This window comes from Streptomyces thermospinosisporus, assembly GCF_039526425.1.
GTDB lineage: Bacteria > Actinomycetota > Actinomycetes > Streptomycetales > Streptomycetaceae > Streptomyces > Streptomyces thermocarboxydovorans.
This window is the reverse complement of sequence record NZ_BAAAIZ010000062.1, coordinates 67724-92056: the sequence shown is the minus strand read 5'-3', so window position 1 is coordinate 92056 and position 24333 is coordinate 67724. Positions and strand designations below refer to the sequence as shown.

The 24333-nt window shown below is 71.2% G+C and carries 25 protein-coding genes and 2 pseudogenes; 15 read left to right on the top strand and 12 right to left on the bottom strand.

Going from position 1 to position 24333, the window contains the following annotated elements; all coding sequences use genetic code 11:
* Positions 1-5: 5 nt before the first annotated feature.
* Positions 6-1304, bottom strand: coding sequence for an ArsB/NhaD family transporter (locus ABD207_RS20635; protein ID WP_344014585.1), 1299 nt, complete (start codon positions 1302-1304; stop codon positions 6-8).
* A 730-nt stretch (positions 1305-2034) separates the two neighbouring features.
* Between ABD207_RS20635 and ABD207_RS20630 the strand changes: the two genes are divergently transcribed.
* From ABD207_RS20630 to ABD207_RS20620, 3 genes are all read left to right on the top strand, one after another.
* On the top strand, positions 2035-2364 hold the full coding sequence (locus tag ABD207_RS20630) for a hypothetical protein (protein ID WP_344014573.1): 330 nt from the start codon (positions 2035-2037) through the stop codon (positions 2362-2364).
* 2 nt (positions 2365-2366) lie between these two features.
* Positions 2367-3026, top strand: coding sequence for a response regulator transcription factor (locus ABD207_RS20625; protein ID WP_344014572.1), 660 nt, complete (start codon positions 2367-2369; stop codon positions 3024-3026).
* Positions 3027-3092: 66 nt separating this feature from the next.
* Positions 3093-3308: a hypothetical protein gene (locus ABD207_RS20620; protein ID WP_344014571.1), complete on the top strand. Its 216-nt coding sequence runs from the start codon at positions 3093-3095 to the stop codon at positions 3306-3308.
* Between the two features lie 542 nt (positions 3309-3850).
* Here the strand turns inward: ABD207_RS20620 and ABD207_RS20615 are convergent.
* Entirely contained in the window at positions 3851-5545 is a 1695-nt protein-coding gene (locus ABD207_RS20615) for a bifunctional 3'-5' exonuclease/DNA polymerase (RefSeq protein ID WP_344014570.1), read from the bottom strand.
* Positions 5546-5758: 213 nt separating this feature from the next.
* Complete coding sequence (locus tag ABD207_RS20610) at positions 5759-6550, bottom strand: Clp protease N-terminal domain-containing protein (protein ID WP_344014569.1); 792 nt, start codon at positions 6548-6550, stop codon at positions 5759-5761.
* An 86-nt stretch (positions 6551-6636) separates the two neighbouring features.
* Here ABD207_RS20610 and ABD207_RS20605 point away from each other — a divergent pair, with 86 nt between their 5' ends.
* A complete protein-coding gene (locus tag ABD207_RS20605) occupies positions 6637-7764 on the top strand; it encodes a DUF2786 domain-containing protein (RefSeq protein WP_344014568.1) in 1128 nt (375 codons plus the stop codon).
* Positions 7765-7850: 86 nt separating this feature from the next.
* Here ABD207_RS20605 and ABD207_RS20600 read toward each other — a convergent pair whose 3' ends face one another.
* Complete coding sequence (locus ABD207_RS20600) at positions 7851-8381, bottom strand: DUF4232 domain-containing protein (protein ID WP_344014567.1); 531 nt, start codon at positions 8379-8381, stop codon at positions 7851-7853.
* Between the two features lie 121 nt (positions 8382-8502).
* A complete protein-coding gene (locus tag ABD207_RS20595) occupies positions 8503-9000 on the bottom strand; it encodes a hypothetical protein (RefSeq protein WP_344014566.1) in 498 nt (165 codons plus the stop codon).
* 207 nt (positions 9001-9207) lie between these two features.
* On the opposite strand from ABD207_RS20595, the pseudogene ABD207_RS20590 reads away from it, so the two are divergent.
* Positions 9208-9441 (top strand): annotated as a pseudogene (locus ABD207_RS20590) (CobW C-terminal domain-containing protein); the annotation flags it as partial.
* A 290-nt stretch (positions 9442-9731) separates the two neighbouring features.
* On the top strand, positions 9732-10031 hold the full coding sequence (locus tag ABD207_RS20585; protein ID WP_425580765.1) for a DUF397 domain-containing protein: 300 nt from the start codon (positions 9732-9734) through the stop codon (positions 10029-10031).
* 163 nt (positions 10032-10194) lie between these two features.
* On the opposite strand, the gene ABD207_RS20580 is transcribed toward ABD207_RS20585, so the two are convergent.
* A complete protein-coding gene (locus ABD207_RS20580) occupies positions 10195-10692 on the bottom strand; it encodes an ATP-binding protein (protein WP_344014565.1) in 498 nt (165 codons plus the stop codon).
* A gap of 364 nt (positions 10693-11056) precedes the next feature.
* Here ABD207_RS20580 and ABD207_RS20575 point away from each other — a divergent pair, with 364 nt between their 5' ends.
* From ABD207_RS20575 to ABD207_RS20555, 5 genes and pseudogenes are all read left to right on the top strand, one after another.
* Positions 11057-11881, top strand: coding sequence for a helix-turn-helix domain-containing protein (locus ABD207_RS20575; RefSeq protein ID WP_344014584.1), 825 nt, complete (start codon positions 11057-11059; stop codon positions 11879-11881).
* 101 nt (positions 11882-11982) lie between these two features.
* Entirely contained in the window at positions 11983-13443 is a 1461-nt protein-coding gene (locus tag ABD207_RS20570; protein ID WP_344014564.1) for an aldehyde dehydrogenase family protein, read from the top strand.
* A 167-nt stretch (positions 13444-13610) separates the two neighbouring features.
* Positions 13611-14159 carry a DinB family protein gene (locus ABD207_RS20565; protein WP_344014563.1) on the top strand — a complete coding sequence of 183 codons (549 nt, stop codon included), beginning with the start codon at positions 13611-13613 and terminating at the stop codon, positions 14157-14159.
* Positions 14160-14185: 26 nt separating this feature from the next.
* The gene (locus tag ABD207_RS20560; protein ID WP_344014562.1) at positions 14186-14827 is read left to right on the top strand and encodes a PadR family transcriptional regulator; all 642 of its coding nucleotides are present in this window, start codon (positions 14186-14188) and stop codon (positions 14825-14827) included.
* 120 nt (positions 14828-14947) lie between these two features.
* Positions 14948-15200: pseudogene (locus ABD207_RS20555) on the top strand (ATP-binding cassette domain-containing protein); the annotation flags it as partial.
* A 22-nt stretch (positions 15201-15222) separates the two neighbouring features.
* On the opposite strand, the gene ABD207_RS20550 reads toward ABD207_RS20555, so the two are convergent.
* Entirely contained in the window at positions 15223-15546 is a 324-nt protein-coding gene (locus tag ABD207_RS20550; RefSeq protein ID WP_344014561.1) for a hypothetical protein, read from the bottom strand.
* A 154-nt stretch (positions 15547-15700) separates the two neighbouring features.
* On the opposite strand from ABD207_RS20550, the gene ABD207_RS20545 reads away from it, so the two are divergent.
* Complete coding sequence (locus ABD207_RS20545; protein WP_344014560.1) at positions 15701-16537, top strand: helix-turn-helix domain-containing protein; 837 nt, start codon at positions 15701-15703, stop codon at positions 16535-16537.
* Positions 16488-16709, top strand: a complete 222-nt coding sequence (locus ABD207_RS20540) for a DUF397 domain-containing protein (RefSeq protein WP_344014559.1) — start codon at positions 16488-16490, stop codon at positions 16707-16709. Before ABD207_RS20545 ends, ABD207_RS20540 begins: the two co-directional genes overlap by 50 nt.
* Positions 16710-16733: 24 nt before the next feature.
* Here the strand turns inward: ABD207_RS20540 and gad are convergent, their stop codons facing one another.
* Both gad and ABD207_RS20530 read right to left on the bottom strand, forming a co-directional pair.
* Positions 16734-18143 (bottom strand): glutamate decarboxylase, encoded by a 1410-nt coding sequence (gene gad / locus ABD207_RS20535; RefSeq protein ID WP_344014558.1) that lies wholly within the window; start codon positions 18141-18143, stop codon positions 16734-16736.
* A 78-nt stretch (positions 18144-18221) separates the two neighbouring features.
* On the bottom strand, positions 18222-19538 hold the full coding sequence (locus tag ABD207_RS20530; RefSeq protein WP_425580764.1) for an ion channel protein: 1317 nt from the start codon (positions 19536-19538) through the stop codon (positions 18222-18224).
* Positions 19539-19663: 125 nt separating this feature from the next.
* On the opposite strand from ABD207_RS20530, the gene ABD207_RS20525 reads away from it, so the two are divergent.
* On the top strand, positions 19664-20425 hold the full coding sequence (locus ABD207_RS20525; RefSeq protein ID WP_344014556.1) for a MerR family transcriptional regulator: 762 nt from the start codon (positions 19664-19666) through the stop codon (positions 20423-20425).
* A 15-nt stretch (positions 20426-20440) separates the two neighbouring features.
* Here ABD207_RS20525 and ABD207_RS20520 read toward each other — a convergent pair whose 3' ends face one another.
* Positions 20441-20806 carry a YbjQ family protein gene (locus ABD207_RS20520; protein WP_344002807.1) on the bottom strand — a complete coding sequence of 122 codons (366 nt, stop codon included), beginning with the start codon at positions 20804-20806 and terminating at the stop codon, positions 20441-20443.
* 135 nt (positions 20807-20941) lie between these two features.
* Here ABD207_RS20520 and ABD207_RS20515 point away from each other — a divergent pair, with 135 nt between their 5' ends.
* Positions 20942-21796 carry a DedA family protein gene (locus ABD207_RS20515; RefSeq protein ID WP_344014555.1) on the top strand — a complete coding sequence of 285 codons (855 nt, stop codon included), beginning with the start codon at positions 20942-20944 and terminating at the stop codon, positions 21794-21796.
* A gap of 123 nt (positions 21797-21919) precedes the next feature.
* On the opposite strand, the gene ABD207_RS20510 is transcribed toward ABD207_RS20515, so the two are convergent.
* Together ABD207_RS20510 and ABD207_RS20505 are read right to left on the bottom strand one after the other, a co-directional pair.
* Positions 21920-23623 carry a threonine/serine exporter family protein gene (locus tag ABD207_RS20510; protein ID WP_344014554.1) on the bottom strand — a complete coding sequence of 568 codons (1704 nt, stop codon included), beginning with the start codon at positions 23621-23623 and terminating at the stop codon, positions 21920-21922.
* A 171-nt stretch (positions 23624-23794) separates the two neighbouring features.
* Positions 23795-24289: an inorganic diphosphatase gene (locus ABD207_RS20505; RefSeq protein ID WP_344014583.1), complete on the bottom strand. Its 495-nt coding sequence runs from the start codon at positions 24287-24289 to the stop codon at positions 23795-23797.
* Positions 24290-24333 lie beyond the last annotated feature (44 nt).

The following is a 24333-nucleotide window of genomic DNA, read 5'->3' as shown; positions in this document are numbered from 1 at the left end:
CAGGATCACGCCAGCGCGAAGTAGCGCAGCCACAGGTACAGGGCGGCCACGGACACGGTGACGGCCGTGACGATCAGGCCGTACCGGCTGAACTGCCAGAACGAGATGTGGTGGCCCTCTCGTTCGGCGATGCCGATGACCACGACATTGGCCGAGGAGGCGATGATCGTGGCGTTTCCGGCGAGGTCGGCCCCGAGCGCGAAGGCCCACCACAGCACCCCCGCCTCGCCGGCGCCGCCGGACGCCTCCACGATCTCGGCGACGATCGGATTCACCGAGGCCACGAACGGGATGTTGTCGATGACCGCCGACGGCACGACCGAGCCGAACACCAGCGCCATCGTCGTCGCCGGCAGATTGCCGCTGGTCGCCTCCGCCGCCGCCTCGCCCAGCCTGCCGATCACGCCGGTCTGCACCAGAGCGCCGACCATGACGAACAGTCCGGCGAAGAACGCCAGCGTCTCCCACTCCACGTCCTTGGCCACGTCCTGGGGCCTGAGCCGGGAGACGGCGAGCAGCAGCAGGCCGCCGCTGATGGCCACCACGGACGGCTCCAGGTGCAGCCAGGTGTGCAGGACGAAGCAGACCATCACCGCGGTGATGACCACACCGCTGACGAGCAGCAGCCGGCCGTCCCTGATCTGGTCCCGCGGGTTCATCTCCATGATCGAGGCGGCGCGCTCGGGGTCGTGGCGGAACGCCTTGCGGAACATCACCCGGCTCATCAGGACGAACACGATCATCAGCACGACGACGACCGGCGTCATGTGGACGAGGAAGTCGTTGAAGGACAGGTTCGCCCGGGAGCCGATCATGATGTTGGGCGGGTCCCCGATCAGGGTGGCGGCTCCGCCGATGTTGCAGGCCATCACCTCCGCGATGAGGTACGGCACCACGGGCAGCCCGAGCCGCCGGCAGACCAGGACGGTCACCGGCGCGATCAGCAGCACCGTGGTGACGTTGTCGAGCCAGGCGGACAGGAAGCCGGTCGCCACCGTCAGCAGCACCATCAGCCGGTACGGTCTGCCGCGGGCCCGGCGCGCCGCCCAGACGGCGATGAACTCGAAGATGCCGGTCCGCTGCAGCACCGCGACGATCAGCATCATCCCGAGCAGCAGGAAGAGGACGTTCCAGTCGATGCCGGCGTGCTCGGAGAAGAACGCGTGCTCCGGGTCGGTCGCCCCGATGAGCAGCATCACCACGGCACCGCCCAGCGCGGCGGCGACCCGGTGCACCCACTCGGTCGCGATCAGGACGTAGACGGCCACGAAGACCGCCACCGCGAGCCAGGTCGTCAGGTCCACGGCGTCCACGCCCTCTCCGCCGTGCCGCGGAAAGCGGTCCGGTGGACCGTTTCTGCCGGGCCGTCGGCCGCTTCTGCCGGGCCGTCGGCCGCTTCTGCCGGGCCGTCCGCAGCTTCTGCCGGGCCGCCGGCGGCGCGCCGGCCCGCCCATGCCGTCGTGGTGCGACACCGCAGCGGCACCGGGTCGAGAACGGCCTCCACGAGGCCGGGCCGCCGTGGCGCTGCGTGCATGGGCACAGGGCTCCTCTCCAGGTCCGGCAGATGGGCGCTCGGCCCGTCCTCGACCGACCCGCGGGCCTGTCGGCAGGCCCCCGGGTCCGATGGCAGACCCCCGGGTTCCCTGGTGGACGTCCGCGTCGCCGCACGCCGGGCGGCACGGGCCGAAGAGCGTGGCCGGAGGGCCGTCGGGGTGCCGGGTGCGGGACCGGCCCGCGGCCTCGGCCGGCGCTGTCCCGCAGCGGTCGTCGGGTCGGGAGGGGGCGTTGCCTACACCCTTTCTCGCCACGGCCCGCGCGACCATCGGGGACGGCACCCAAATGCGGATGGGTGGGACCTGTAGTGACGACCTGGAATGGGTGGTGGCCCTGATGGACGCCCTGAGGGCGTCCCGCCCACGCTGGACGGGATGAGCCCCTCGCACGCCGGCCGCCCCCGGGCGCCGGCCGGTCCGCCGTCCACCTCCGGGAAGCCGGCAGCCGGGGGCGGGGACGACGTCAGGGAGGCGGTACGCGGTGTCCTTGGTCCGGCGGATCTGTCTGCTCGGCGCCGTGGTGCGGATCGTCGTCACCGCCCTTCTGCTGCGCTGGGGCCCGGCTCCGGTGCGGCGCCTCGCCCGGGCCCGGACCACCACCGGCCCGCTGCGCTCCGGCAGCAGACCGTCCGCCGGCGGCCCGACGCACATACCCGGACCGATCACCACGTTTCACACGATGCGTGGCCTGCCGCAAGCCGGATGTGCCACCAACGACGCCGCCGGCCCGGCCACGCAAGAGGCCCAACGCCCCGCCCGCCGCGCCCGGGATGCACGCACGGCCGTCCCCACCCCGGACCGGAGTCAGTGACCATGCCCGAGGCGACGCCCACCCGCATCCTGCTGGCCGACGACCACCACCTGGTCCGCCGCGGAGTGCGCCTCATCCTCGACAGCGAACCCGATCTCACGGTCGTGGCCGAGGCGGGCGACGGCCACGAGGCGGTCGAGGCCGCCCGGACCCACCACCCCGACCTGGCGATCCTCGACATCGCCATGCCCCGCCTGACCGGCCTGCAGGCCGCCCGCGAACTCTCCCGCACCCAGCCGGGGCTGCACATCCTCATCCTGACGATGTACGACAACGAGCAGTACTTCTTCGAGGCCCTGGCCTCCGGCGCCTCCGGCTACGTCCTCAAGTCCGTCGCCGACCGGGACCTGGTCGAGGCCTGCCGGGCCACCATGCGCGGCGAACCCTTCCTCTACCCCGGCGCCGTGGCCGCCCTCGTCCGCACCTACCTCGAAGGCGTCCGGGAAGGGCGCTCCCCGCGCGGCGGCGCGCACACCGAGGGCGAGGAGCAGATGCTCCGGCTCGTCGCCGAGGGCCGCACCGCCCGGGAGATCGCCGACCGCCTCGGCTCCGATCCCGGCACCGTCGAACGCCGCCGCGCCGAACTGCTGGCCAGGCTCGGTCTGAAGGACCACCTCGAACTCACCCGCTACGCCGTCCGGGTGGGCCTGATCGCACCCTGACACGGGGCTGCGCCCGGCCGGACGGCTCGTCATGCGTGCCCGCCCCACCCGGCGCACTCTGGTGGCATGGCCGGTGATCAGCTCGTCGTGGTCTACCCGCCCGCCTCGGACGGCGGACGCCGGGTCCGTGTGGGCACGAAGTTCGTGGGGATGGCGTACGGGCTGCTCGACGTGGTCGAGTTCCTGCGGCTCGCCGGGCTCGAGGAGGCCGACGAGGACTGGGTGCGCCGACCGGAACGCGTGGAGTGGCGCGGCGGCGGGCCGGGGCACTGGGTGCGCTAGGGGCTGTCTTTCGGATCTTGTCGCTTCCGGTGGCGGTGCCCTTGCAGCAGCCCCGAGCGGGGTCTGGTGCGTGCAGCTGCAAGGCGGAGGAGGGCGCCGATGCGATGGGGGTCCCTCCCGCGCGAGCGCAGCCGAGCGTGGGGGAATCGGCAACCGACGACAACGCCGCAGATGCGCGTGCCGGACCCCGCGACCCGCGGCAAGATCCGAAAGACAGGCCCTGGCCGGGGCAGTCCCCTGAACGGTGGACGAGGGTCCCGGTCGTTCACCTCTGCCGACCGGGTGTCCCCCGCGGACCGGACCGGGCCGCGGCGGCGGCACTCCCCCGAGTCTGCGCGTCTGCACGCGCGCACCGCCGGGCCGGGTCCGATGATGTGATCACATCAGATTTCGTCAACGGATGGCAAACACAGGGCCGGTGGAGTCCGCGGAACCCGGCTCCGCCGTGGTGAGGATCCGTCAGGCGGCGGAGCTTCTCGGGCGCGAGTACTCGCCGTCGTCGACCATGCAGGGCAGGATCTCGTACGGGCCCGTCCGGGCGGTCACTTGGCGTCCGCGTAGCACTCCACCACGGACGTGCTGAACGGGAAGCGCACCGGGGTCTCGCCGAAGGTCAGGCGGCCCGCGAGCCGGGCCGCCTCGCGGATGGCCGTCACCACCGCCTGCGCCTCCTCCTCGGGGCAGTGCACGATCACCTCGTCGTGCTGGAAGAACACCAGTTCGGCCGCCATGTCCGCGAGGGCCCGGCGCAGCGCGGCGAGCAGCAGCAGCGCCCAGTCCGCGGCGCTGCCCTGGACGACGAAGTTGCGGGCGAAGCGGCCCCGGGCGCGGGCGTCGGTCGAGGCGTAGCCGGGCACCCACGGCCGGGCCGCACCGGGGTCCTGCTCCTCCTCGGTGACCGGGACCCCCGCCTCCTCCGTCGCGTCGTCGCCCGTGCGGGCGGCGGGCGGGCAGGTGCGGCCCAGCCAGGTCCGTACGAGCCGGCCCTCCTCGCCGGCCCGGGCGGCGTCGTCGACGCAGGCGACCGCCCTGGGGAAGCGGCGGCGGAGCGCGGCGAGGTTCTTCAGGCCGTCGCCCGAGGTCTGGCCGTAGATCGCGCCGAGCACGGCGAGCTTGGCCTGGGCGCGGTCGCCGGAGAAGGCCCGCTCGGAGACCGCCTGGTACAGGTCGCTCTCGCGTCCGGCGACCTCCATCAGACCGGGATCGCGGGAGATCGCCGCCAGCACCCTGGGCTCCATCTGGTCGGCGTCGGCGACCACCAGCCGCCAGCCGGGGTCGGCGACCACCGCCCGGCGGATCACCTTGGGGATCTGCAGGCCGCCCCCGCCGTTGGTCACCCAGCGTCCGGTGACCGTGCCGCCCGCGAGGAACTCGGGCCGGAACCGGCCGTCGCGCACCCAGTCCTGCAGCCAGGACCAGCCGTGCGCGACCCAGATGCGGTACAGCTTCTTGTACTCGAGCAGGGGTTTGACCGCCGGATGGTCGATGTGCTCGATCTCCCAGCGCCGCGTCGAGGTGACCTTGATGCCGGCCTGCGCGAACGCCTTGACGACATCGGCCGGGAGGTCGGGCCGGACCCGGCGGCCGAACGCGGCGGAGATCTCCTCCGCCAGCTCGGCGAGCCGGCGCGGTTCGCCGCCGCCCGCGTACCGCTCGCCGAGCAGATCGTGCAGGAGCGCGCGGTGCACGTCCGCGCGCCAGGGCAGGCCCGCGTGGTTCATCTCGGCGGCCACCAGCATCCCGGCCGACTCGGCGGCGATCAGCAGCCGCATCCGGTCCGGGTGCGCGGTGGCCTCGATGCGGCGCTGCTGCTCGGCGTAGACGGCGATCAGGTCGGGCGCCGGGACATGGACGCCGCGTGGCTCGAACAGCGGTGACTGCGCGCCCGGTTCGGCCGGGCGCTGCGGCGGATCGGGCGGTACGGGGCCGCCGCGCAGCCGGGCCAGGGCGGCCGCGGCCGAACGGGGCTCCCCGTACCGCCCCTCGTGGCCGAGCAGGAGCGTCTCGGCGGCCTCGATGTCGTAGCACCGCTCCACTCGCACCCCCGTGGCGAGCAGGCGCGGGCAGACCTCGGCGGTGGACCGCCACACCCACCGCGCGACACCGGGACGGCTCCGCACCGCCGCGGCGGGATCCGCCTCCCGCCGCACCGGACCGGCGGACAGCCCGTCGGGGCCGAGGGGGGCGACATCCACGCCACCGTCCTCGGCCCCGGCGAGCAGCCATCGGTCGGCCATGCCACGAAGTCTGACAGGAGGGTCTGACAACGCCCCTGACCAGCAAGGACGGGCGCATCGGCCCGCCCTTGCGGAGGCGCCCCGGACGCCCCGGACGCCCCGGACGCCCCGGACGCCCCGGACGCCCCGGACGTCTCGGATTGCCCCGGCTGCCCCGGTCGCCCCGGCTGCCCCGGTCGCCCCGGCTGCCCCGGTCGCCCCGGCCCCGAAGGCTCAGCCCTCGGTCTCTTCCTCTTCCTCTGGCTCTTCCTCTTCCTCCTCTGACTCCTTCTTCCCGTCTCCCGGCTGTGCGAGCTGGATCTGCGAGAGCACCTCGAGGAGCCACTCCTCGGTGCGCTCCTTGGTGATGCCGAGGCCGCTGAGGACGCCCTCGCCGTTCTCGTGCTCCAGCAGCGCGAGCAGGATGTGCTCGGTGCCGATGTAGTTGTGGCCGAGGCGGAGCGCCTCGCGGAAGGTGAGTTCGAGGACCTTCTTGGCCGCCGGGCCGTACGGCACCAGCTCGGGCGCGTCCTCCACGGCCGGCGGCAGCGCCGCGGTCGCCGCCTCGCGGACCGCCTCCAGGGTGACGCCCTGCTTGGTGATGGCCACGCCGGCGAGGCCCTCCGGCTCGCTGAGCAGGCCGAGGACCAGGTGCTCGGGCAGCCCCTCGGCGTTGCGTGCGGCCTTGGCCTCGTTGTGCGCGGCCATCACCACGTTGCGGGCCCGCGGGGTGTAGCGGTTGAAGCCCTCGTTGGGGTCGAGCGCCGCGGTCTCCTTCGGCACGAAGCGCTTCTGCGCCGCCTGCCGGGTGACGCCCATGCTCTTGCCGATGTCCGTCCAGGAGGCGCCGGAGCGCCGGGCCTGGTCCACGAAGTGGCCGATCAGATGGTCGGCGACATCGCCGAGGTGCTCCCCGGCGATCACCGCGTCCCGGAGCTGTTCGAGAGGCTCGTCGTGGACCTTCTTGATGGCCGCGATGAGGTCGTCGAGACGTACGGATGACGTGATGATGGGGTTCGTCGTCATGTGTCAACCGTAAGTTGACACCCCTGCACTGTCAACCGTCCGTTGACACCTACGGGTGAATCGCGCCGCATGACACGATCGGGCCCGTGAGTACGTCCAGCACCGTCGACCGCGCCTTCCGCGCCGCCCTCTACGACACCGGCGACGAGGGACTCGACACCGGCGCTTCCCTGCTCGCCGCCGACCCGGCGGCCGATGCCGAACTCGACCGGCGCGGGCGTGAGTTCGTCGCCACGGCCTGGCGGCGCGGCTGGCAGCCCGCCGATCTCGTCCGGTTGGTGCGGCGCGAGCTGGAGGAGGTGCACGTAGGCCTCGTCGTGGCGCTGATCCGCGCACAGGCGCGGCACGACGACCGCCCCCGGAGTGCGCGCTGGGCCGCCCAGCTGGCCCAACTCCCGGACGGGAAGGCGGGACGGGCGGAGCGCGGCGACCGCTTCTCGCACGCCATCGCAGTGCTGGAGCTGTACCGCCTGCTGCTGCGCCTGCCCCCGCTGGAGCCGCTCGAGGAGACGGCCGCCGCCCAGGGCCGAGGCGACCGGCACCCGGAGTCGCGCATGCTCGGCCGCATCCGGGCGCTGCTGGCCAAGGCGGAGGCGACCGGCTTCCCCGAGGAGGCGGAGGCGCTCAGCGCCAAGGCGCAGGAACTGATGGCCCGGCACAGCGTCGACGAGGCGCTGCTCGCCGCGCGGGCGCCCGCGGCGCAGACGCCCACCGCCTGCCGGATCGGCGTGGAGCCGCCGTACGAGCAGGCCAAGGCGGTGCTGCTGGACGCGGTCGCCGGCGCCAACCACTGCCGGGCGGTGTGGAACGAGGCCCTCGGCTTCTCCACCGTGGTCGGCTTCGCCTCCGACCTGGAGGCGGTCGAGCTGCTCTACACCTCACTGCTGGTGCAGGCCACGACCGCGATGACCAGGGCGGAGGCCGTCCAGCGGGCCGGCGGCCGGAAGCGGACCAAGACCTTCCGGCAGTCCTTCCTCGCGGCGTACGCCCACCGGGTGGGGACGCGCCTGGCCAGGGCCGCCGAGACCCAGGTGACCGACGATCTGCTGCCCGTCCTCGCCTCCCGCGAGGTGGCGGTCACCGAGCGGCTGGAGCGGCTGTTCCCGGAGACCACGACCACTCGGCTGCGCGGGGTGAGCGACGCGGCGGGATGGCAGGAGGGCGCGCGGGCCGCGGACGCGGCGCAGGTCGAACCCCGTCCGCAGCTGCCCTGACGGACCTGCCCCGACGGACCTGCCCCCGGCGGGCCCTCCCCGACGGACCTCCCCTGACGGCGTGCGGCCCCGTCCGCTCAGTCCCCTCAGTCCCCGACCTTCTGATACGCGCTGACCGAGACCTCCAGCTCCTCCCCGTCACCGGCCGCGACCGGCCCGTACGACCACCGGAAGACGCGGGTGCTGGGGTCGCCGGCCTCGCTGGGGAAGACGACCCGCAGGTCCTTGGCGTCGAACGACCCGGCACCGCTCGCTCCCCGCACATAGGTGACGGTGAACGCCGCCGACTCCCCCTTGGCCAGGGTGACCTTCTGGGCCTTGGCGCCCTCGGCCGGGGGCACCTCGCGGGTGCCGGAGCCGCCGGCGCCGGTCAGACGCACCTCGGGGAAGCCCTCCAGGGTGCATTCGCTGCTCTGGTTGGTGAAGCTGACCGGCACCTCGCCGGTGTCCCCGGCGGCCGGGGCGACGCTGGCCGGGCCGGCCTCCATGCTCACCTTGTCGATCGCGCAGGCCTTCCCCTTGGACTGCCCGGACTTGCCGCCCCCGCTCTCGTCGTCGCAGGCGGTCAGCAGCAGAAGGGCGGACAGAGCGGTGACGGCGATCGGTACGGCGCGCATGAGGGTCCCCTGGGTGTGTGGAGGTGCACTCCGATCATCGCCCACGGGACCCCGCGTCCGTGCCAGGACCTCGCCGGCCGGACTGCATGCCTTCCCCAGCCCGGCGTGCCGGGGCCCGGCCTCACGGGGCGGCGGAGCCCAGCCCCTCCGTCGGCAGACCCGGGGGCAGCTTGCCGCCCTCCGCCTTCTGGTAGGTCTCCGTCCCCAGGCCGCTGTCCCAGGTGACCTTCAGGGACTTCTTGCTCACCGAGTCGACCGTGCCGGTCGTCCGGTCCTTGTTGCCGTTGGTGCACTTCAGGCGGATCGTCGTGGTCCCGGCGTCCTCCCGGGCGGAGCCGCTGCACACGGTGCCGCCGGTGGCGAAGAGCCCGGCCTGCTCACCGTTGACCACCAGAGCCACCGCCTTGCCGCCGGTCGTGGCGAGCCAGCTGCCCTCCAGGTCGCTCGCCGGGCCCTCGGGTGAGGCCGTGGCTCCGTTGCCGCTGGGCGCGGTCGCGGACGGGGTCGGGCTCGCCTTGGAGTCACCGGAGCCGCCGCCGTCGTCGCTGCACCCGGTGAGAGCGAGCGCCCCGGCCAGGCCCAGGGTCAGGGCCACCACGCGGACGCGCGAGAAGGTCACCGAAGTCACTGCAAGCCCCCTAGTCGTTTCCGGCCGCACCGGCCGCCGGAGCGGCCGGAGCCAGCTAACCGTACTCACCAGTCGCCTCACCACCCCCAGTGACACACCTCGCACAACACCGTCACGGGTCGCGCCGGGCGCCCCGGCCCAAGGGCGCGCGACCGCTACCGCGGTTCTCTACCGTGACCGCTACCAGGAGGCCCCGGCAGGTACCCCGCGTGCGGTTGCGCACCCGCGTGGCGCTCCCGTCACGGGGCTGCCTGCGCCGCGGTGCGCAGCCGGGGCCGGTTCTGGCTCGCCGACAAGCCCGACACGCTGTTCCACTGGGACGCGGCGGGCGGCGCGCTGTGCGTGGAGAGCGCGGGGCCCTGGCTGGACTCGCTGCCGGACGCCGCCTGGGACATGGTGCCGCCGGTGCGCCGGGCCGCCGCCGCACTGGACTGTCCGGACGGCCCGGACGCAGGGCGCCCGCCGGCACCGTGCGGACCGCACCAAATGAACGGCCTGGAAAGGCCGTTCAGCCGTAAGGGACTTAGTTCAAGGGAACACAAAAGCCCCCTGCTGCGTCTCATCTACAGCGGGGCGTCCGGTGCAGGGGCGCTGTAACCGCAGGATGACCCCGCGTGCACGTGCATCTGCTCATGCATTTGCACAGGAACGCAGCTATGATCCGGGTCAGTTGACCATGGCATCACCAGCCACACCAGCCAGTGCACACCGGGGAGCGACCTGTGGACCACGACGTGTACGACGGTGACGTGTTCGACGGTGACGTGTACGACGGCGGCGAGGCGCCCGGCGTGTACAACGGCATGGCGGCCACCAGGCTGGTCGGTGTGGCCTGGCAGAAGAGCCGGCACAGCAACTCGCAGGGCTCCTGCGTGGAGTTCGCGCGGCTGCCCGGAGGGGAGGTCGCCGTGCGCAACTCGCGCTTCCCCGACGGTCCCGCACTCGTCTATACGCGTGCGGAGATCGAGGCGATGCTGCTGGGTGCGAAGGACGGCGAGTTCGACCACCTGATCGCCGGCTGACCGGCGGCCGGGGTGCGGTCCGGGCTTCGGAGGACCGTGAGGCTTCCCAGGATCGTGAGGCTTCCCAGGATCGTGAGGCTTCCCAGGACCGTGACCGTGTGCCGCGCCCCGGCCCGGGACTCGACGCGCGTAGAACCGCGGCGTGACAAGAGACCGCGGTGCGTCAGTCGGCGGAGTGCGGGCATTCGCCCGCACGCTGAAGACGGAACAGCGCCCACACCACCTTCCCGCCGAGCCCGCCGGCCATCGGGTGCCAGCCCCAGCCGTCGCTGAAGGAGTCGACGAGGAACAGGCCGCGGCCCGACTCGGCGGAGAAGTCGTCGGTCTCCCGGGTGACCGGGCTCTCCTCGCTCGGATCCCGCACCGCGCACACCAGCCGCTCGGTCCACCGCATCAGGTGCAGCCGCACCGGCGGCTCCTGTCCGGGCAGCCGCGGGGTGTTCGCCGGAAGGGCGTGCCGCAACGCGTTGGTGACCAGCTCGGAGACGACCAGGCACACATCGTCGAACCGATCGCTCAGATCCCACTGGTCCAGGGTTCCGCGGGTGAACCGCCGGGCGTCGCCCACCGCTTCGTACCGGGCGGGAAGGGCGCAGGAGGCGGCGTCGGACACGGCCGCGGGGTCCAGCGGCGGAAGGCCCTGCCGTAACGGCTCGAGCATGGTCGATCCATTCGTCCCCATGCGAGGCACTCCCGGAAATTCGCGTGCTGGCGAGGCGGCGGTGGTGCGGGGACCATGGTTTCGGATGCGTACACCAGATGCAAGGGCAGATGCACGTGCAGCTGACCGAAATGTGCCTACGCGTACCGGTTGTTGGCCAATTTTTCCGTCATCTTCACCCCCTCTTATGGCTGAGGTCCGACCCCTTCGGTGTTCGTTCCCGACCGATTTGCTTGGCTGGATTCCGTTTCTGTAACCGGACGAGTACTGCTCGGAGTGTTTTAGTGGCAGACTGCGGGCCCTGCGGATGTTGGGGAGGCTGGCGAACGTGAGCGCGGGAGAGCCGGGATCGGTGGTGCGGCGCATGCTGCTCGGATCACAACTCAGGCGACTGCGTGAGGCGCGGGGGATCACGCGCGAGGCGGCGGGTTACTCGATCCGCGCCTCCGAATCGAAGATCAGCCGGATGGAGCTGGGCCGGGTGAGCTTCAAGACCAGGGACGTGGAAGACCTGCTGACGCTGTACGGCATCACGGACGAGCAGGAGCGCGCCTCGCTGCTGTCCCTCGCCCGGGAGGCCAATGTCGCGGGCTGGTGGCACAGTTACTCGGACGTGCTGCCGAGCTGGTTCCCCACCTATGTCGGCCTGGAGGGCGCGGCCTCCCTGATCCGGGCGTACGAGGTGCAGTTCGTGCACGGTCTGCTGCAGACGGAGGAGTACGCCCGCGCGGTGGTGCGGCGCGGCATGAAGGGCGCCGGCGAGGCGGACGTGGAGCGCAGGGTGGCGCTGCGGCTGGAGCGGCAGAAGTACCTGGTGGCGGAGAACGCACCCGAGTTCCACATCGTGCTCGACGAGGCGGCCCTGCGCCGCCCGTACGGCGACCGCCAGGTGATGCGCGGCCAGCTCCAGCATCTGATCGAGATCTCCGAACGGCCCAATGTCCGCCTGCAGGTGATGCCGTTCAGTTTCGGCGGGCACTCCGGGGAGTCCGGGGCGTTCACCATCCTCAGCTTCCCCGAGTCGGATCTGTCGGACGTCGTCTACGTGGAGCAGCTCACCAGCGCCCTGTACCTGGACAAGGCCGAGGACGTCGCCCAGTACGAGAAGGCGCTCAAGGAGCTCCAGCAGGACAGCCCGGGCCCCTCGGAGAGCCGGGACCTTCTCCGAGGTCTCCTCCAACTCTCCTGAAACGCCAGTACGATGACGCTCGATCAGGCTTTGAGCAGAGGTTGATCGGACCGTGACTGATCTGGGTCCTGCTTTTCGGCAGCAGGGGATTGAGGGATCACATGTCGTCGTACTTCACCGACCTGGCGCAGCAGTACATCGACGGTGAGTGGCGTCCGGGCAGCGGCTCCTGGGACATCATCGACTTCAATCCGTACGACGACGAGAAGCTGGCGTCGATCACCATCGCCACGGCCGACGAGATCGACCAGGCGTACCGGGCGGCCGCCCGGGCGCAGAAGCCGTGGGCCGGCACCAACCCGTACACGCGCCGGGCGGTGTTCGAGAAGGCCCTGAGACTGATCGAGGAGCGGGAAGAGGAGATATCCGAGGCGATCATCGCCGAGCTGGGCGGCACGCGCCTGAAGGCGGGCTTCGAGATCCACCTGGCCAAGGAGTTCCTGCGCGAGGCGGTCAATCTGGCGCTGGCGCCCGAGGGCCGGATCATCCCCTCGCCCACCGACGGCAAGGAGAACCGTCTCTACCGGGTGCCGGTCGGCGTGGTGGGCGTGATCAGCCCCTTCAACTTCCCCTTCTTCCTCTCCATCAAGTCGGTCGCCCCGGCGCTCGCCCTCGGCAACGCCGTGGTGCTCAAGCCGCATCAGAACACCCCGGTCGTCGGCGGCACCCTGATCGCGAGGATCTTCGAGGACGCCGGGCTGCCGGCCGGTCTGCTGAACGTCGTCGTCACCGACATCGCCGAGATCGGCGACGCCTTCATCGAGCACCCGGTCCCCAAGGTCATCTCCTTCACCGGCTCCGACCGGGTCGGCCGTCATGTGGCCACGGTCTGCGCCGCGAACTTCAAGCGCTCGGTGCTGGAGCTGGGCGGCAACAGCGCCCTGGTGGTCCTCGACGACGCCGACATCGACTACGCGGTGGACGCGGCGGTCTTCAGCCGCTACGTGCACCAGGGCCAGGTCTGCATGGCCGCCAACCGCGTGCTTCTCGACCGGTCGGTCGCCGGGGAGTTCACCGAGAAGTTCGTCGCCAAGGTCCGGTCCCTCAAGGCGGGCGACCCGCGCGACCCGGAGACGGTCATCGGCCCGGTGATCAACTCCTCGCAGGCGGACGCCGTCTCCGCCGCCGTCGAGCAGGCCCTCGCCGAGGGCGCCACGGCGCTGGTGCGCGGCGGCCGGCGGGACAACCTGGTAGAGCCGGTCGTCCTCGGCGACGTCCCCGCCGACTCCGCCGTGCTGCGGCAGGAGGTGTTCGGGCCGGTCGCCTTCCTGGTGACGTTCGACGGCGAGGAGGAGGCCGTCCGCATCGTCAACGACACCCCGTACGGCCTGAGCGGCGCGGTGCACACCGGCGACATCGAGCGGGGCGTGGCCTTCGCCAAGCGGATCGAGACCGGGATGTTCCATGTGAACGACGGCACCGTCCACGACGAGCCGATCGTCCCCTTCGGCGGCGAGAAGCACTCCGGTCTCGGCCGCCTCAACGGCGACGGCACGCTCGAGGCCTTCACCACCCTGAAGTGGATCTCGGTCCAGCACGGCAGGAGCCGGTTCCCCTTCTGACTGTTCTGACTGTTCTGACTGCTTCCACCTGCTTGCTCCTCGCGAGCGCACCTCGTTCGGACCACCGCGGCCCTTGCGGACAGAAGCTGACCGCAAGGGCCCGTAACGTCGTCGGTGTCAGGCAAGCCCAGGGGCGACGACCCCTTTCGAACGAAAGGCGGCCGGCCATGGTCACTCACGTTCCCGCCGAGGCACCGGGCGACGAGCGGGGGGCGCTGCTGGCGTTCCTGGCGGAGCAGCGCGGCGCCCTGCGCCGGACGGTGCTCGGACTCACCCACGAGCAGGCCACGTCCCGCCCCTCCGCGAGCGAGCTGTCCCTCGCCGGGCTGATCAAGCATGTCGCCGAGGTCGAGCAGGGGTGGGTCGCCCGCGCCCAGGGCGAGCAGCCGGCCGTGGCCCGCGACGAGTCGAACTGGGACGAGTGCTTCCGGCTGGTCGGAGACGAGACCGTCGAGGGGCAGCTCGCTTACTACGAGAAGGTGGCGGCGGAGACGGAGGCGTTCATCCGCTCGGTGCCCAGCCTCGACGACACCTTCGCCCTGCCGGACCAGCCCTGGTTCCCGCCGGAAAGACGCGTGTCGATGCGCTGGCTGTGTCTGCACCTGATCCGCGAGACCGCCCGGCACGCCGGCCACGCCGACGTCATCCGCGAGTCGCTGGACGGAAAGACCGCCTTCGAGCTGGTGGCCATGGAGCAGGGCGCCGGCCGGGACTGATCCGCCCGGGCTCTACGCTGGGCCCCATGTCAGCGATCCGTCTTCTCGTGCTGGGCGCGGTGCGCCAGCACGGGCGGGCCCACGGCTACCAGGTGCGCAACGACCTGGAGTACTGGGGCGCGCACGAGTGGTCCAACGCCAAGCCGGGCTCGATCTACCACGCCCTGAAGCAGATGGCGAAGCAGGGCCTGCTGCACGCGCACGAGGTCGCCCCGTCCACGGCCGGCGGGCCTCCGCGCACCGAGTACGAGATCACCGAGCAGGGCACCGAGGAGTACTTCCGGCTGCTGCGCGCGTCTTTGACGTCCTACGACCAGAAGCCGGACGTGCTCTCCGCCGCCCTCGGCTTCATGGTCGACCTCGAGCGGGCGGAGGCCCTGGCCCTGCTGGAGGAGCGGGTGCGGGCGATCGAGGAGTGGCGCAGGTCGGTCACCGAGTACTACGTCCCGGAGGACGGGCCCGGCCGGCTCGGGCACATCGGCGAGATCATGGACTTCTGGATCCACTCGGCCGACACCGGCGCCGCCTGGACCCGCGGCCTGATCGAGCGGATCCGCGGCGGCGCCTACACCTTCGCCGGCGAGGGCGAGCCCTTCGTCGGCATCCTGCCCGAGGGCCAGGAGAACCCCTACGCGACGGGCGAGTGCCATCCGGACGACAAGCACTGAGAGGGCGCACAGCGAAGTTCAGCGAGTGCGGAGAAAATCCGGCTAATCAAGTTTGACTAATCCATCCGCGGGGCATACGGTTCCGGGCAAGTAGTCAAGCTTGACTAGTTGGGGGTGTCGGTGGCCGACGCGGCGATCATCGTCGAGGGCGCACACAAGACCTACGGAAAGAACCAAGCGCGGCAAGGCTGTGCCGAAAGGGCTGAACGGGCTGGACCTCACCGTCGCCCGCGGCATGGTGCACGGAGTGCTGGGGCCCAACGGGGCCGGGAAGACCACGCTGGTGCGGATCCTGTCCACCCTGCTGCGGCCCGACGCGGGCCGCATCGAGGTGGCGGGGCACGACGTGGTGCGCGAGGCGTATGCGGTGCGCTGAGCCGCTGAGCGAGGTGACGTCAGCCGTCCGGCCCGGGCCGTGCCCTGGCATCCGCGTACACGCGAAGCCGGGCGCCCCTGCTCTCGGCGATGCGGCACACGTTCGTCAGGGCTTCGCTCATGCGGGCCAGGAGATAGCGGAGCTGGACGGCGGTCACCTGCTCGTCGCCGAGCATGTCGTCGAGATGGGCGAGGAGGTCGCCGGCCATGCCGAGCTGGACGCTCTCGGCGATATCGGCGGCCCTTGAGAGACGGCCACTGCCGTCCGTCAGCAGATAGCAGGGCTTGCCTTCGGGGCTCGCCCAGGGCAGGAGACGGGCGGGGGTGAGGGCGTTGTGTGTCATGCGGTCAGTCCCAGGCGGTGCGTCGGGAGGAATCGAGAACTCCGTCATCGGATGTCGCGTTGTGTAGCGATCCGCATACAGAGTGAGACCCTCCGTACTAGGGTCGCCAGGGGGTTCGGGGTGACAGAGCACTTGTCACAAGGGAGTTGATCTCGTGGGCACCAACTACGGCGACTGGCTCAGGGAACGGCGTGAGGCAGCGGGGCTGACGCAACAGCAGCTGGCCGAGGCGGCGATCATGACCCGAACACACATCGCGCACATCGAGGCCGGGCGCCGGGTGCCGTCACGAGAGGACGCGCGGAGGCTGGACAACGCGCTGGGCACCGGGGATGTGCTGAGCCGGTTTCTGCCGCTGGAGGAAGCGGCGGTACCCGACTACTTCGAATCGGCCCGGCGACTCGAACAACAGGCGGTGATGATCAGGGAGTTCGCCCTGTCTTTCGTCCCGGGCATCCTGCAGACGGAAAGGTACGCGCGTGCGGTTCTGAGCACGTCGTTCCCTCCGGCGAGTGAAGAGGAACGTGACAGGCTCGTGGTCACGCGCCTCGAGCGGGCGAAGATCCTCGACGACCCGGTCACGCCCGTGGTCTGGGCGCTGCTGGACGAGGCGGTTCTGCGGCGCCGGATCGGCGGACCAGGTGTCATGGAGGAGCAGCTCAACCACCTCGTGCGTCTTGCCGAGATCGGTCGGATCCGGGTGCATGTCTTGCCGTTTGCCCTGGGGGTTCACCCGCTCTTGAGCAACATGCTCACGCTGATGTGGTTCGAGGACCAACCGCCGGTGGCCTACGGTGAGGGTCTGTGGATGGGAAGGCTCCACGACTCTCCGTCCATCGTCCGGGAAATTCAGCATCGCTACGATTTCGCGCTGGGCGACGCCCTGCCTCTGAAGGAATCCCTGGCTCTGCTCAGGGCGACAGCAAGGGACTACGAACGCCATGACCGATCGAGTCATACCGAGCACGGCGGGGCTGGAGGGGTGGCGTAAGTCCTCCTACAGCAACGACCAGGGCGGCAGTTGCCTCGAAGTTCTCGACGGCTACCGCCGGGGCGTTCCTGTACGGGACTCGAAGAATCCGCAGGGTCCCGCAGTGGTCGTACCTGCCTCCGCCTGGTCGGCGTTCGTCACGGCGGTCAGGAACGGGGACCTGCCTTCCTGACCGCCGTAGGAGACGTCAGCCGCCTCAGTGATGGAACGCCGTCGCCGCGGCCCTGTCCTCGGTGAGGGGACGGGGCTGGCGGCGGAGTTCCGGCAGGAGGCGGGTCAGGTCGTTCTCGAAGAGGTCGGCCAGGTCCTCGGAGAAGCCGTTGCGGCACACCAGGCGCAGCACCGACAGGTCCTGACGGTTCGCCGGGAAGGTGTAGGCGGGCACCAGCCAGCCGTTCTCGCGCAGCCGCCGGGCCACGTCGAAGACGTCGTAGGAGGTGACGCCGTCGGCGGTGGTGAAGGCGAGCACCGGGAGCTGATCGCCCCGGGTCAGCAGGCGGAAGTCGCCCATCGCCTCGATCCGTTCGGCGAGCGAGCGGGCGACGTCCCGGGAGGCCTGCTGCACGGCCTTGAAACCCTGCCGGCCCAGTCGCAGGAACGTGTAGTACTGGGCCGCCACCTGGGCGCCCGGCCGGGAGAAGTTCAGTGCGAAGGTCGGCATGTCGCCGCCCAGGTAGTTCACCCGGAACACCAGCTCCTCGGGCAGCGCCTGAGCGGTCCGCCACAGCGCCCAGCCGACACCGGGGTAGACCAGCCCGTACTTGTGCCCCGAGGTGTTGATGGATGCCACCCGCGGCAGCCGGAAGTCCCACACCAGGTCCTCGTCGAGGAACGGCGCGATCATCGCGCCGGACGCCCCGTCGACATGCACCGGGATGTCGAGGCCGGTGCGCTCCTGCAGCGCGTCCAGCGCCGCGCACAGCTCGGCGATCGGCTCGTAGGAGCCGTCGAAGGTGGAGCCCAGGATGCCGACGACCCCGATGGTGTTCTCGTCGCACAGCTCGGCGGCGGCCTGCGGGTCCAGATGGAACCGCTCGCCCTCCATGGGCACCTGACGGGCCTCCACCTCCCAGAAGGTACAGAACTTCTCCCAGCAGACCTGCACATTGATGCCCATGACGAGATTCGGCCGGGCGTCCTTGGACGGATACCGGTCGGCGTTGCGCAGCGCCCAGCGCCGCTTGAGCGCCATCCCGGCGAGCATGCACGCCTCGCTGGATCCGGTCGTCGAACAGCCCACGGCCGACGACGGGTCGGGTACGTGCCACAGGTCGGCGAGCATCGCCACACAGCGCCGCTCCAGCTCGGCGGTGCGCGGGTACTCGTCCTTGTCGATCATGTTCTTGTCCCGGCACTCCATCATCAGCACCCCGGCCTCCGGCTCCATCCAGGTGGTGACGAAGGTGGCCAGGTTCAGCCGGGCGTTGCCGTCCAGCATCAGCTCGTCGTGCACCAGCTGATACGCCGTCGAGGGCGCCATGGGCCCCTCGGGCAGCCGGTGCTTGGGCGGCGCCCCGGTCATGTCGCCCACCGGGTTGGCGGCTCCCAGGAAGGGATTGACGGACAGGGGACGCTCGTGGTCTTTCGGGCCCTGGGTGAGCGGCATGGGTCCTCCGTAAGTCCTGGGTCTGCCGGTGAGCGGGGGTGGGGTCGGGGAGGGGAGTAGAGGTGGACGTCGCCACGGTCAGCGCACCGCCCGTCCGTCCGGGCCGAGCTGCATCTGCGGGCGCCCGGTCACCAGCAGCCAGGCCGGCAGCGAGGCGAGCACCAGCAGCGTGATGACGCCGGGCGAGGTGACCAGTACGGCGGCGACGAAGAGGCTCAGCCAGCCCTGCCGGGTGATCGCCAGCAGCATCCCGAGCACCGCCGCCGCCACCCCCACCGCCGGATGCACCTCGGGTACCAGGGCGTGGGCGCACAGCCCGAGCGCGGTGCCGGTGAACACGGCAGGGAAGATCCGCCCGCCCCGGAAGCCGCAGCAGGCGGCGACCACCATCGCGGCCACCTTGACCACCGCCATCACCGCGAACTCGCCGGCCGACCAGCCCCCGGGGTCGTGCCCGAGCTCCGTCATCTCGTCGAGCCCCTTGAAGAGGGTCAGATGCCCGCCCAGCGCCGCCAGGGCGCCCAGCACCACGCCGCCCGCCGGGAGCATCAGCATCGGGTGCCGCAGCCGCCGGAAGGCGCCGTGGACGTGGGGGAAGGCGTAGACGGCGCCCATGCCGAGCAGCGCGCCCGCCAGGGCGACGGTCACGGCGGCGAGCAGATCGGTCCAGCCCGGGTGGCCGAACGCGGGCAGGCCCAGGTCGAAGACCGGCTCGGCCACCAGGGTGACGGTGATCGCCCCGGCCGCCGCGGCGAGCAGCGGCGCGAAGAGGCTGTCCCACAGCTGCCCCTTGATCCGCTGCCCGGCCAGCGCCTCGGAGATGATCAGCGCGGCGGCCACCGGCGTGCCGAACAGGGCCCCGATGGTCGCCGCCTCCGCCAGCGCCACCCAGCCCTTCTCCGGGGCCTTGGGAAAGGCCCTCATGCCGAGCCAGACCGCCAGCGAGACGTTCACCGCGATGATCGGGTTCTCCGGGCCGAGGCTCGGGCCGCCCGCCAGCATCACACCGGTGGCCAGCACCAGCCCCGGCAGCACCACCGGGGGCAGCACGGGTGCGTCAAGGCCCGTCGTCGCCGGGTCGGGACCGGCGTGCCCGGGCACCTTCCACACCACCAGGCCCACCGCAACAGCCGTGGCGAGCAGCACCACGAACATCCACAGCACGGAGTACCTGCCGACCCCGAGCGCGTCCGGCAGGTCCCGCCACAGCAGGTGCTCCAGCTGCTCGGCCGCCGCCTCGACGCCCAGCAGCACCAGGCTCGCCACGATGCCGACGAGCAGGGCGGGGACGATGGTGGGCAGCAGGGCACGCGCGGGGGCCGCCGGGGCGGGGGAGGGCTCCTGCTGCGCGCGGTGCTGGATCACTCGCTCACGATAAGCGGACCAAGAGGGCATTCCGGGCGCGGCGCAGCCGGTGTGACACCCGTGGGCACCGGTGTGACACCCGTGGGCGGAAACGGGCTTGCACCTCACGTCGCGTGAGGACTCATCGTGAAGTGCGTACCGAGAAGGGAGCGGAAGTGAGCTACTCCGTCGGACAGGTGGCCGGCTTCGCCGGAGTCACGGTGCGCACCCTGCACCACTACGACGACATCGGCCTGCTCGTCCCCAGCGAGCGCAGCCATGCGGGGCACCGGCGCTACAGCGACGCCGACCTCGACCGGCTGCAGCAGATCCTGTTCTACCGGGAGCTCGGCTTCCCGCTCGAGGAGGTCGCCGCCCTGCTCGACGACCCGGACGCGGACCCGCGCGCGCATCTGCGCCGCCAGCACGAACTGCTGACCGCCCGGATCGAGAAGCTGCAGAAGATGGCGGCGGCCGTGGAGCAGGCCATGGAGGCACGCAAGATGGGCATCAACCTCACGCCCGAGGAGAAGTTCGAGGTCTTCGGGGACTTCGACCCCGATCAGTACGAGGACGAGGTACGCGAACGCTGGGGCGACACCGAGGCCTACCGCCAGTCACAGCAGAAGGCCGCCTCCTACACCAAGGAGGACTGGAAGCGGATCCAGCGCGAGGCCGACGAGCTCACCCGGCGCTTCGTCGCCCTGATGGAGGCCGGCGAGCCGGCCGACTCCGAGGCGGCGATGGACGCCGCCGAGGACCACCGCCAGGGCATCTGCCGCAACCACTACGAGTGCAGCCACGAGATGCACACCTGCCTGGGTGAGATGTACGTCGACGACGAGCGCTTCACGCAGAACATCGACCAGGCCAAGCCGGGCCTGGCCGCCTACATGCGGGACGCGATCCTCGCCAACGCCGCCCGGCACACCGCGTGATCCCTGGCCCGGGTGTCACTCCCGGGCCAGGACCACCGCCGTCCCGTAGGCGCACACCTCGGTGCCGACGTCGGCGGCCTCCGTCACATCGAAACGGAAGGCCAGCACGCCGTTGGCGCCGCGTGCGCGTGCCTGCTCCACCAGGCGCTCCATGGCCTGGTTGCGGGTCTCCACCAGCGTCTTGGTGAGCCCCTTGAGCTCGCCGCCGACCAGGGACTTCAGTCCCGCGCCGATCTGGCTGCCGACGTGCCGGGAGCGCACGGTCAGCCCGAACACCTCACCCACGACCTGCTGCACCCGGTAGCCGGGAACGTCGTTGGTCGTCACCACCAGGACGTCGGCCCCGGGGCCCTGTCCACCGCCGTAATCTTCAATGCCCATGGACCCCAGGTTTGCCCATGGCGTGTCCCGGTGCATCCTGGGTACGCCCATGGAACCCGGGCCGAGGCGGCTGCGTTGATAGTTTGAGCAGCCAGCCTTGCCCACGTCCCCCCAAGCAGCAGGAGCCACAGCCCCGTGACCACCCTTGCGCTCGGCCCCGAGTGGCTGAGCCCGGACTACCTGATCGAGACCTTCAGCCTTCCCGGCATCCTGCTGATCGTCTTCGCGGAGTCCGGACTCTTCGCCTTCCTGCCCGGTGACTCCCTGCTGTTCACGGCCGGCCTCTTCGTGGCCGAGGGCAACTACATCAGCCAGCCGCTGTGGCTGGTCTGCACGCTCATCGTGATGGCCGCCGTCCTCGGCGACCAGGTGGGCTACATGATCGGCAAGTTCTTCGGCCCCAGAATCTTCAACCGGCCCAACTCCAGGCTCTTCAAACAGGAGAACCTGGAGAAGGCCCACGAGTTCATGGAGAAGTACGGCCCGAAGGCGATCGTCCTGGCCCGCTTCGTCCCCATCGTGCGCACCTTCGCCCCCATCGTGGCCGGCGCCGGCCGGATGAAGTACCGCACGTTCCTCACCTACAACGTGATCGGCGGCATCGCCTGGGGCACGGGCGTCACCTGTGGCGGCTACTGGCTGGGCCAGATCGCGTTCATCAAGACCAACGTCGAGGCGATCCTGGTCCTGATCGTCCTCCTCTCGGTGGTTCCGATCATCGTCGAGTACCTCCGGGAGCGCGGGAAGAAGAAGCGCGCCGCCGAGGCCGGGCCCGCGCAGCGGCCGCGGCCCCAGCAGCAGCACCCGCAGCCGCCGTACCCGGTGCGGGACGAGCCCACCACCCAGCTCCGCCGCATCGACCCGCACCAGCCGTACGACGCCCAGCAGCCGTACGACCCGCGGCACCAGCCCTACCACCCCCAGCAGCAGCCGTATGACCCCCAGCAGCCGCCGTACGACCCCCAGCGCACGTACGACCCGCGCCTTTAGACGGCCCCGGGAGCCCGCCGGGGCCCGAACGCCCCGCCGCAAGCCCGGGAACCTGAAGCGCTGGAACCAGATGCCCTGGAACCGGAGGCCCTGGAACCGGAGGAGGCCCTGGAAGCGGAAGTCCTAGAAGCCGCGCGTCCGTTTGGCCGCGCGGCGCTTCTCCGCCGACCCGATCCGCAGGTGCATCCGGGAGATCTCCGACCCCAGGTTCACCCCGATCGCGATGGCCATGGCCAGGGCCACCGCCTGCGAGAGATACGCCAGCCCGGTGTTCACCTCGTTCTGCGCGATGGCCAGCAGCCCGAAGTACGTCGCGGAGCCCGGCAGCAGCGGCCCGATCGCCGCTGTGGTGTACGGCAGCGCGGAGGCGAACCGGTACCGCGACAGCAGCTGCCCGAACATTCCGACCACCCCGGCCGCCGCGGCCGTGGAGGCCACCGGCGAGAGGTCGCCGGCGTAGCGCATCGCCCCGTACACCACCCAGGCGACCCCGCCGTTGAGGGCCACCATCAGCACGGTGTGCCGCTCCTGCTGCAGCAGCACGGCGAACGTCAGCGACAGCAGCATCGACGCGAGGATCTGCAGCACCGGCCGCTCGGAGAGCACCAGCGCCTCGTCCGGGTTGAGCTGGGCGCCCAGCTGCACGCCGAAGTACAGCACCACCAGCACCCCGGCGACGATGCCCACGAAGAAGTACAGGACCTCCAGCAGACGCGCCGAGGCGGTGATGTAGTAGCCGGTCAGCCCGTCCTGCACGCCCGCCACCAGCGCCCGCCCGGGCAGCAGCGCGAACAGCCCACCGGTGATCACCGCGGACGCCTTCACGTCCGCGTGTGCCAGCGTCAGTGTCACGCCTATCGCCGCGGGAGGCATCGCGGCCACCGTGAACTGGTAGAACTCCGGCAGCCCCCGGCCCGCGCACAGCCAGGCCAGCCGGTCGCCGAGCATCGCGCCGGCCGCGGCGGCGACGAACACCAGCAGACCGCCGCCCACCAGCAGCGAGGCCGCGCCCGCCAGCCCTCCGCTCGCCACCGTCAGCACCCAGCCGGGGTAGGGGTGCCGGTTGCGCCGGATCTCCGCGAGCCGCCGGTAGGCCTCCTCCAGCGAGATGTGCGTCTCGTCGTCGCTGAGGTCGTCCACCAGCTGGTACACGGCCGCCAGCCGGGTGTAGTCGGTGCCCCGGCGGCGCACCGTGCGGGAGGCGGTCACCGGGTCGTCCACCAGGGACGGCTGGTAGGAGATGGACAGCAGGGTGAAGGTGACGTTCGGTTCGCAGCGGTCCAGGCCGTAGGAGCGGCACACGGCGAACATCGCCGCCTCCACGTCCTCGGCGCCCTCACCGCCCGCGAGCAGCAGTTCGCCGATACGCAGCGTCAGGTCGAGCACGCGCGGGACGGCCGGGCCGCCCTCCTCCGGCTTCGGGGCCGCCTTCTCCGGGGCCGGACGCTCGGCCACCGGCATGCGCAGCATGGTGCGCATCCGGTCCTGCCAGGGCACGTCCGGGGTGATGCTGATGACCGGTGTGCCGCCGGGGGGTGTGAAGGCGGGCGGGGCGTGCCGGGCGCTGTAGGTCTTCGGCGGGCTGAACGCCGAGCCCTCCGCCTCGGCGGGCTGCGGCGGGGACACCTCCAGGCCGTCCGGGACGGCGAACTCGGAGGTCGTCTCGGACTCGCCGGAGTCGTTCCTGGGCACGGTCAGGCCTTCGGGAACGGCGAATTCCGAGGTGATCTCCGATTCGCTCTCCACCGGCGACGGCAGTCCCGGGGGAGGGGTGAAGGCACTCCTCGCCTCGTCCGACTGCGGTTTGCGGTCCTCCGCGTCCGTCACCTGCGTTGCGCTCCCTGTGCGACTCGGGTCGGTCTGCCTGTTTCCGTAGAGGCCCCTGCCCCGTCAAGCCTCAGTATGCGCACGCACAGCGGAACGGGCCGCACGCGCGAGGCGTACGGCCCGTTCGCGGTTCGTGTGCCGCGGTTCGCGGTTCGTGTGCCGCGGGGGACCTCAGTGGTGGCCGCCCTGCTCCTTGAAACGCTTGAAGGACCGCTCGATCTCGGCCTCGGCGTCGACTCGGCCGACCCAGTTGGCGCCCTCCACCGACTTGCCGGGCTCCAGGTCCTTGTAGACCTCGAAGAAGTGCTGGATCTCCAGACGGTCGAACTCCGACACGTGGTGGATGTCCCGCAGGTGCTCCACGCGCGGGTCCGTCGACGGGACGCACAGCAGCTTGTCGTCGCCACCGGCCTCGTCCGTCATGCGGAACATGCCGATCGCACGGCACCTGATCAGGCAGCCCGGGAACGTCGGATCGTCCAGGATGACCAGCGCGTCCAGCGGGTCACCGTCCTCGCCGAGGGTGTTCTCGACGAAGCCGTAGTCGGTCGGGTAGGCGGTCGAGGTGAAGAGTCGACGGTCCAGGCGGATCCGACCCGTCTCGTGGTCCACCTCGTACTTGTTCCGCGAACCCTTCGGGATCTCGATCGTGACGTCGAACTCCACCGGTGGCTCCTCCATGATCAGCACATAGTTCTGGTGATTAAGTG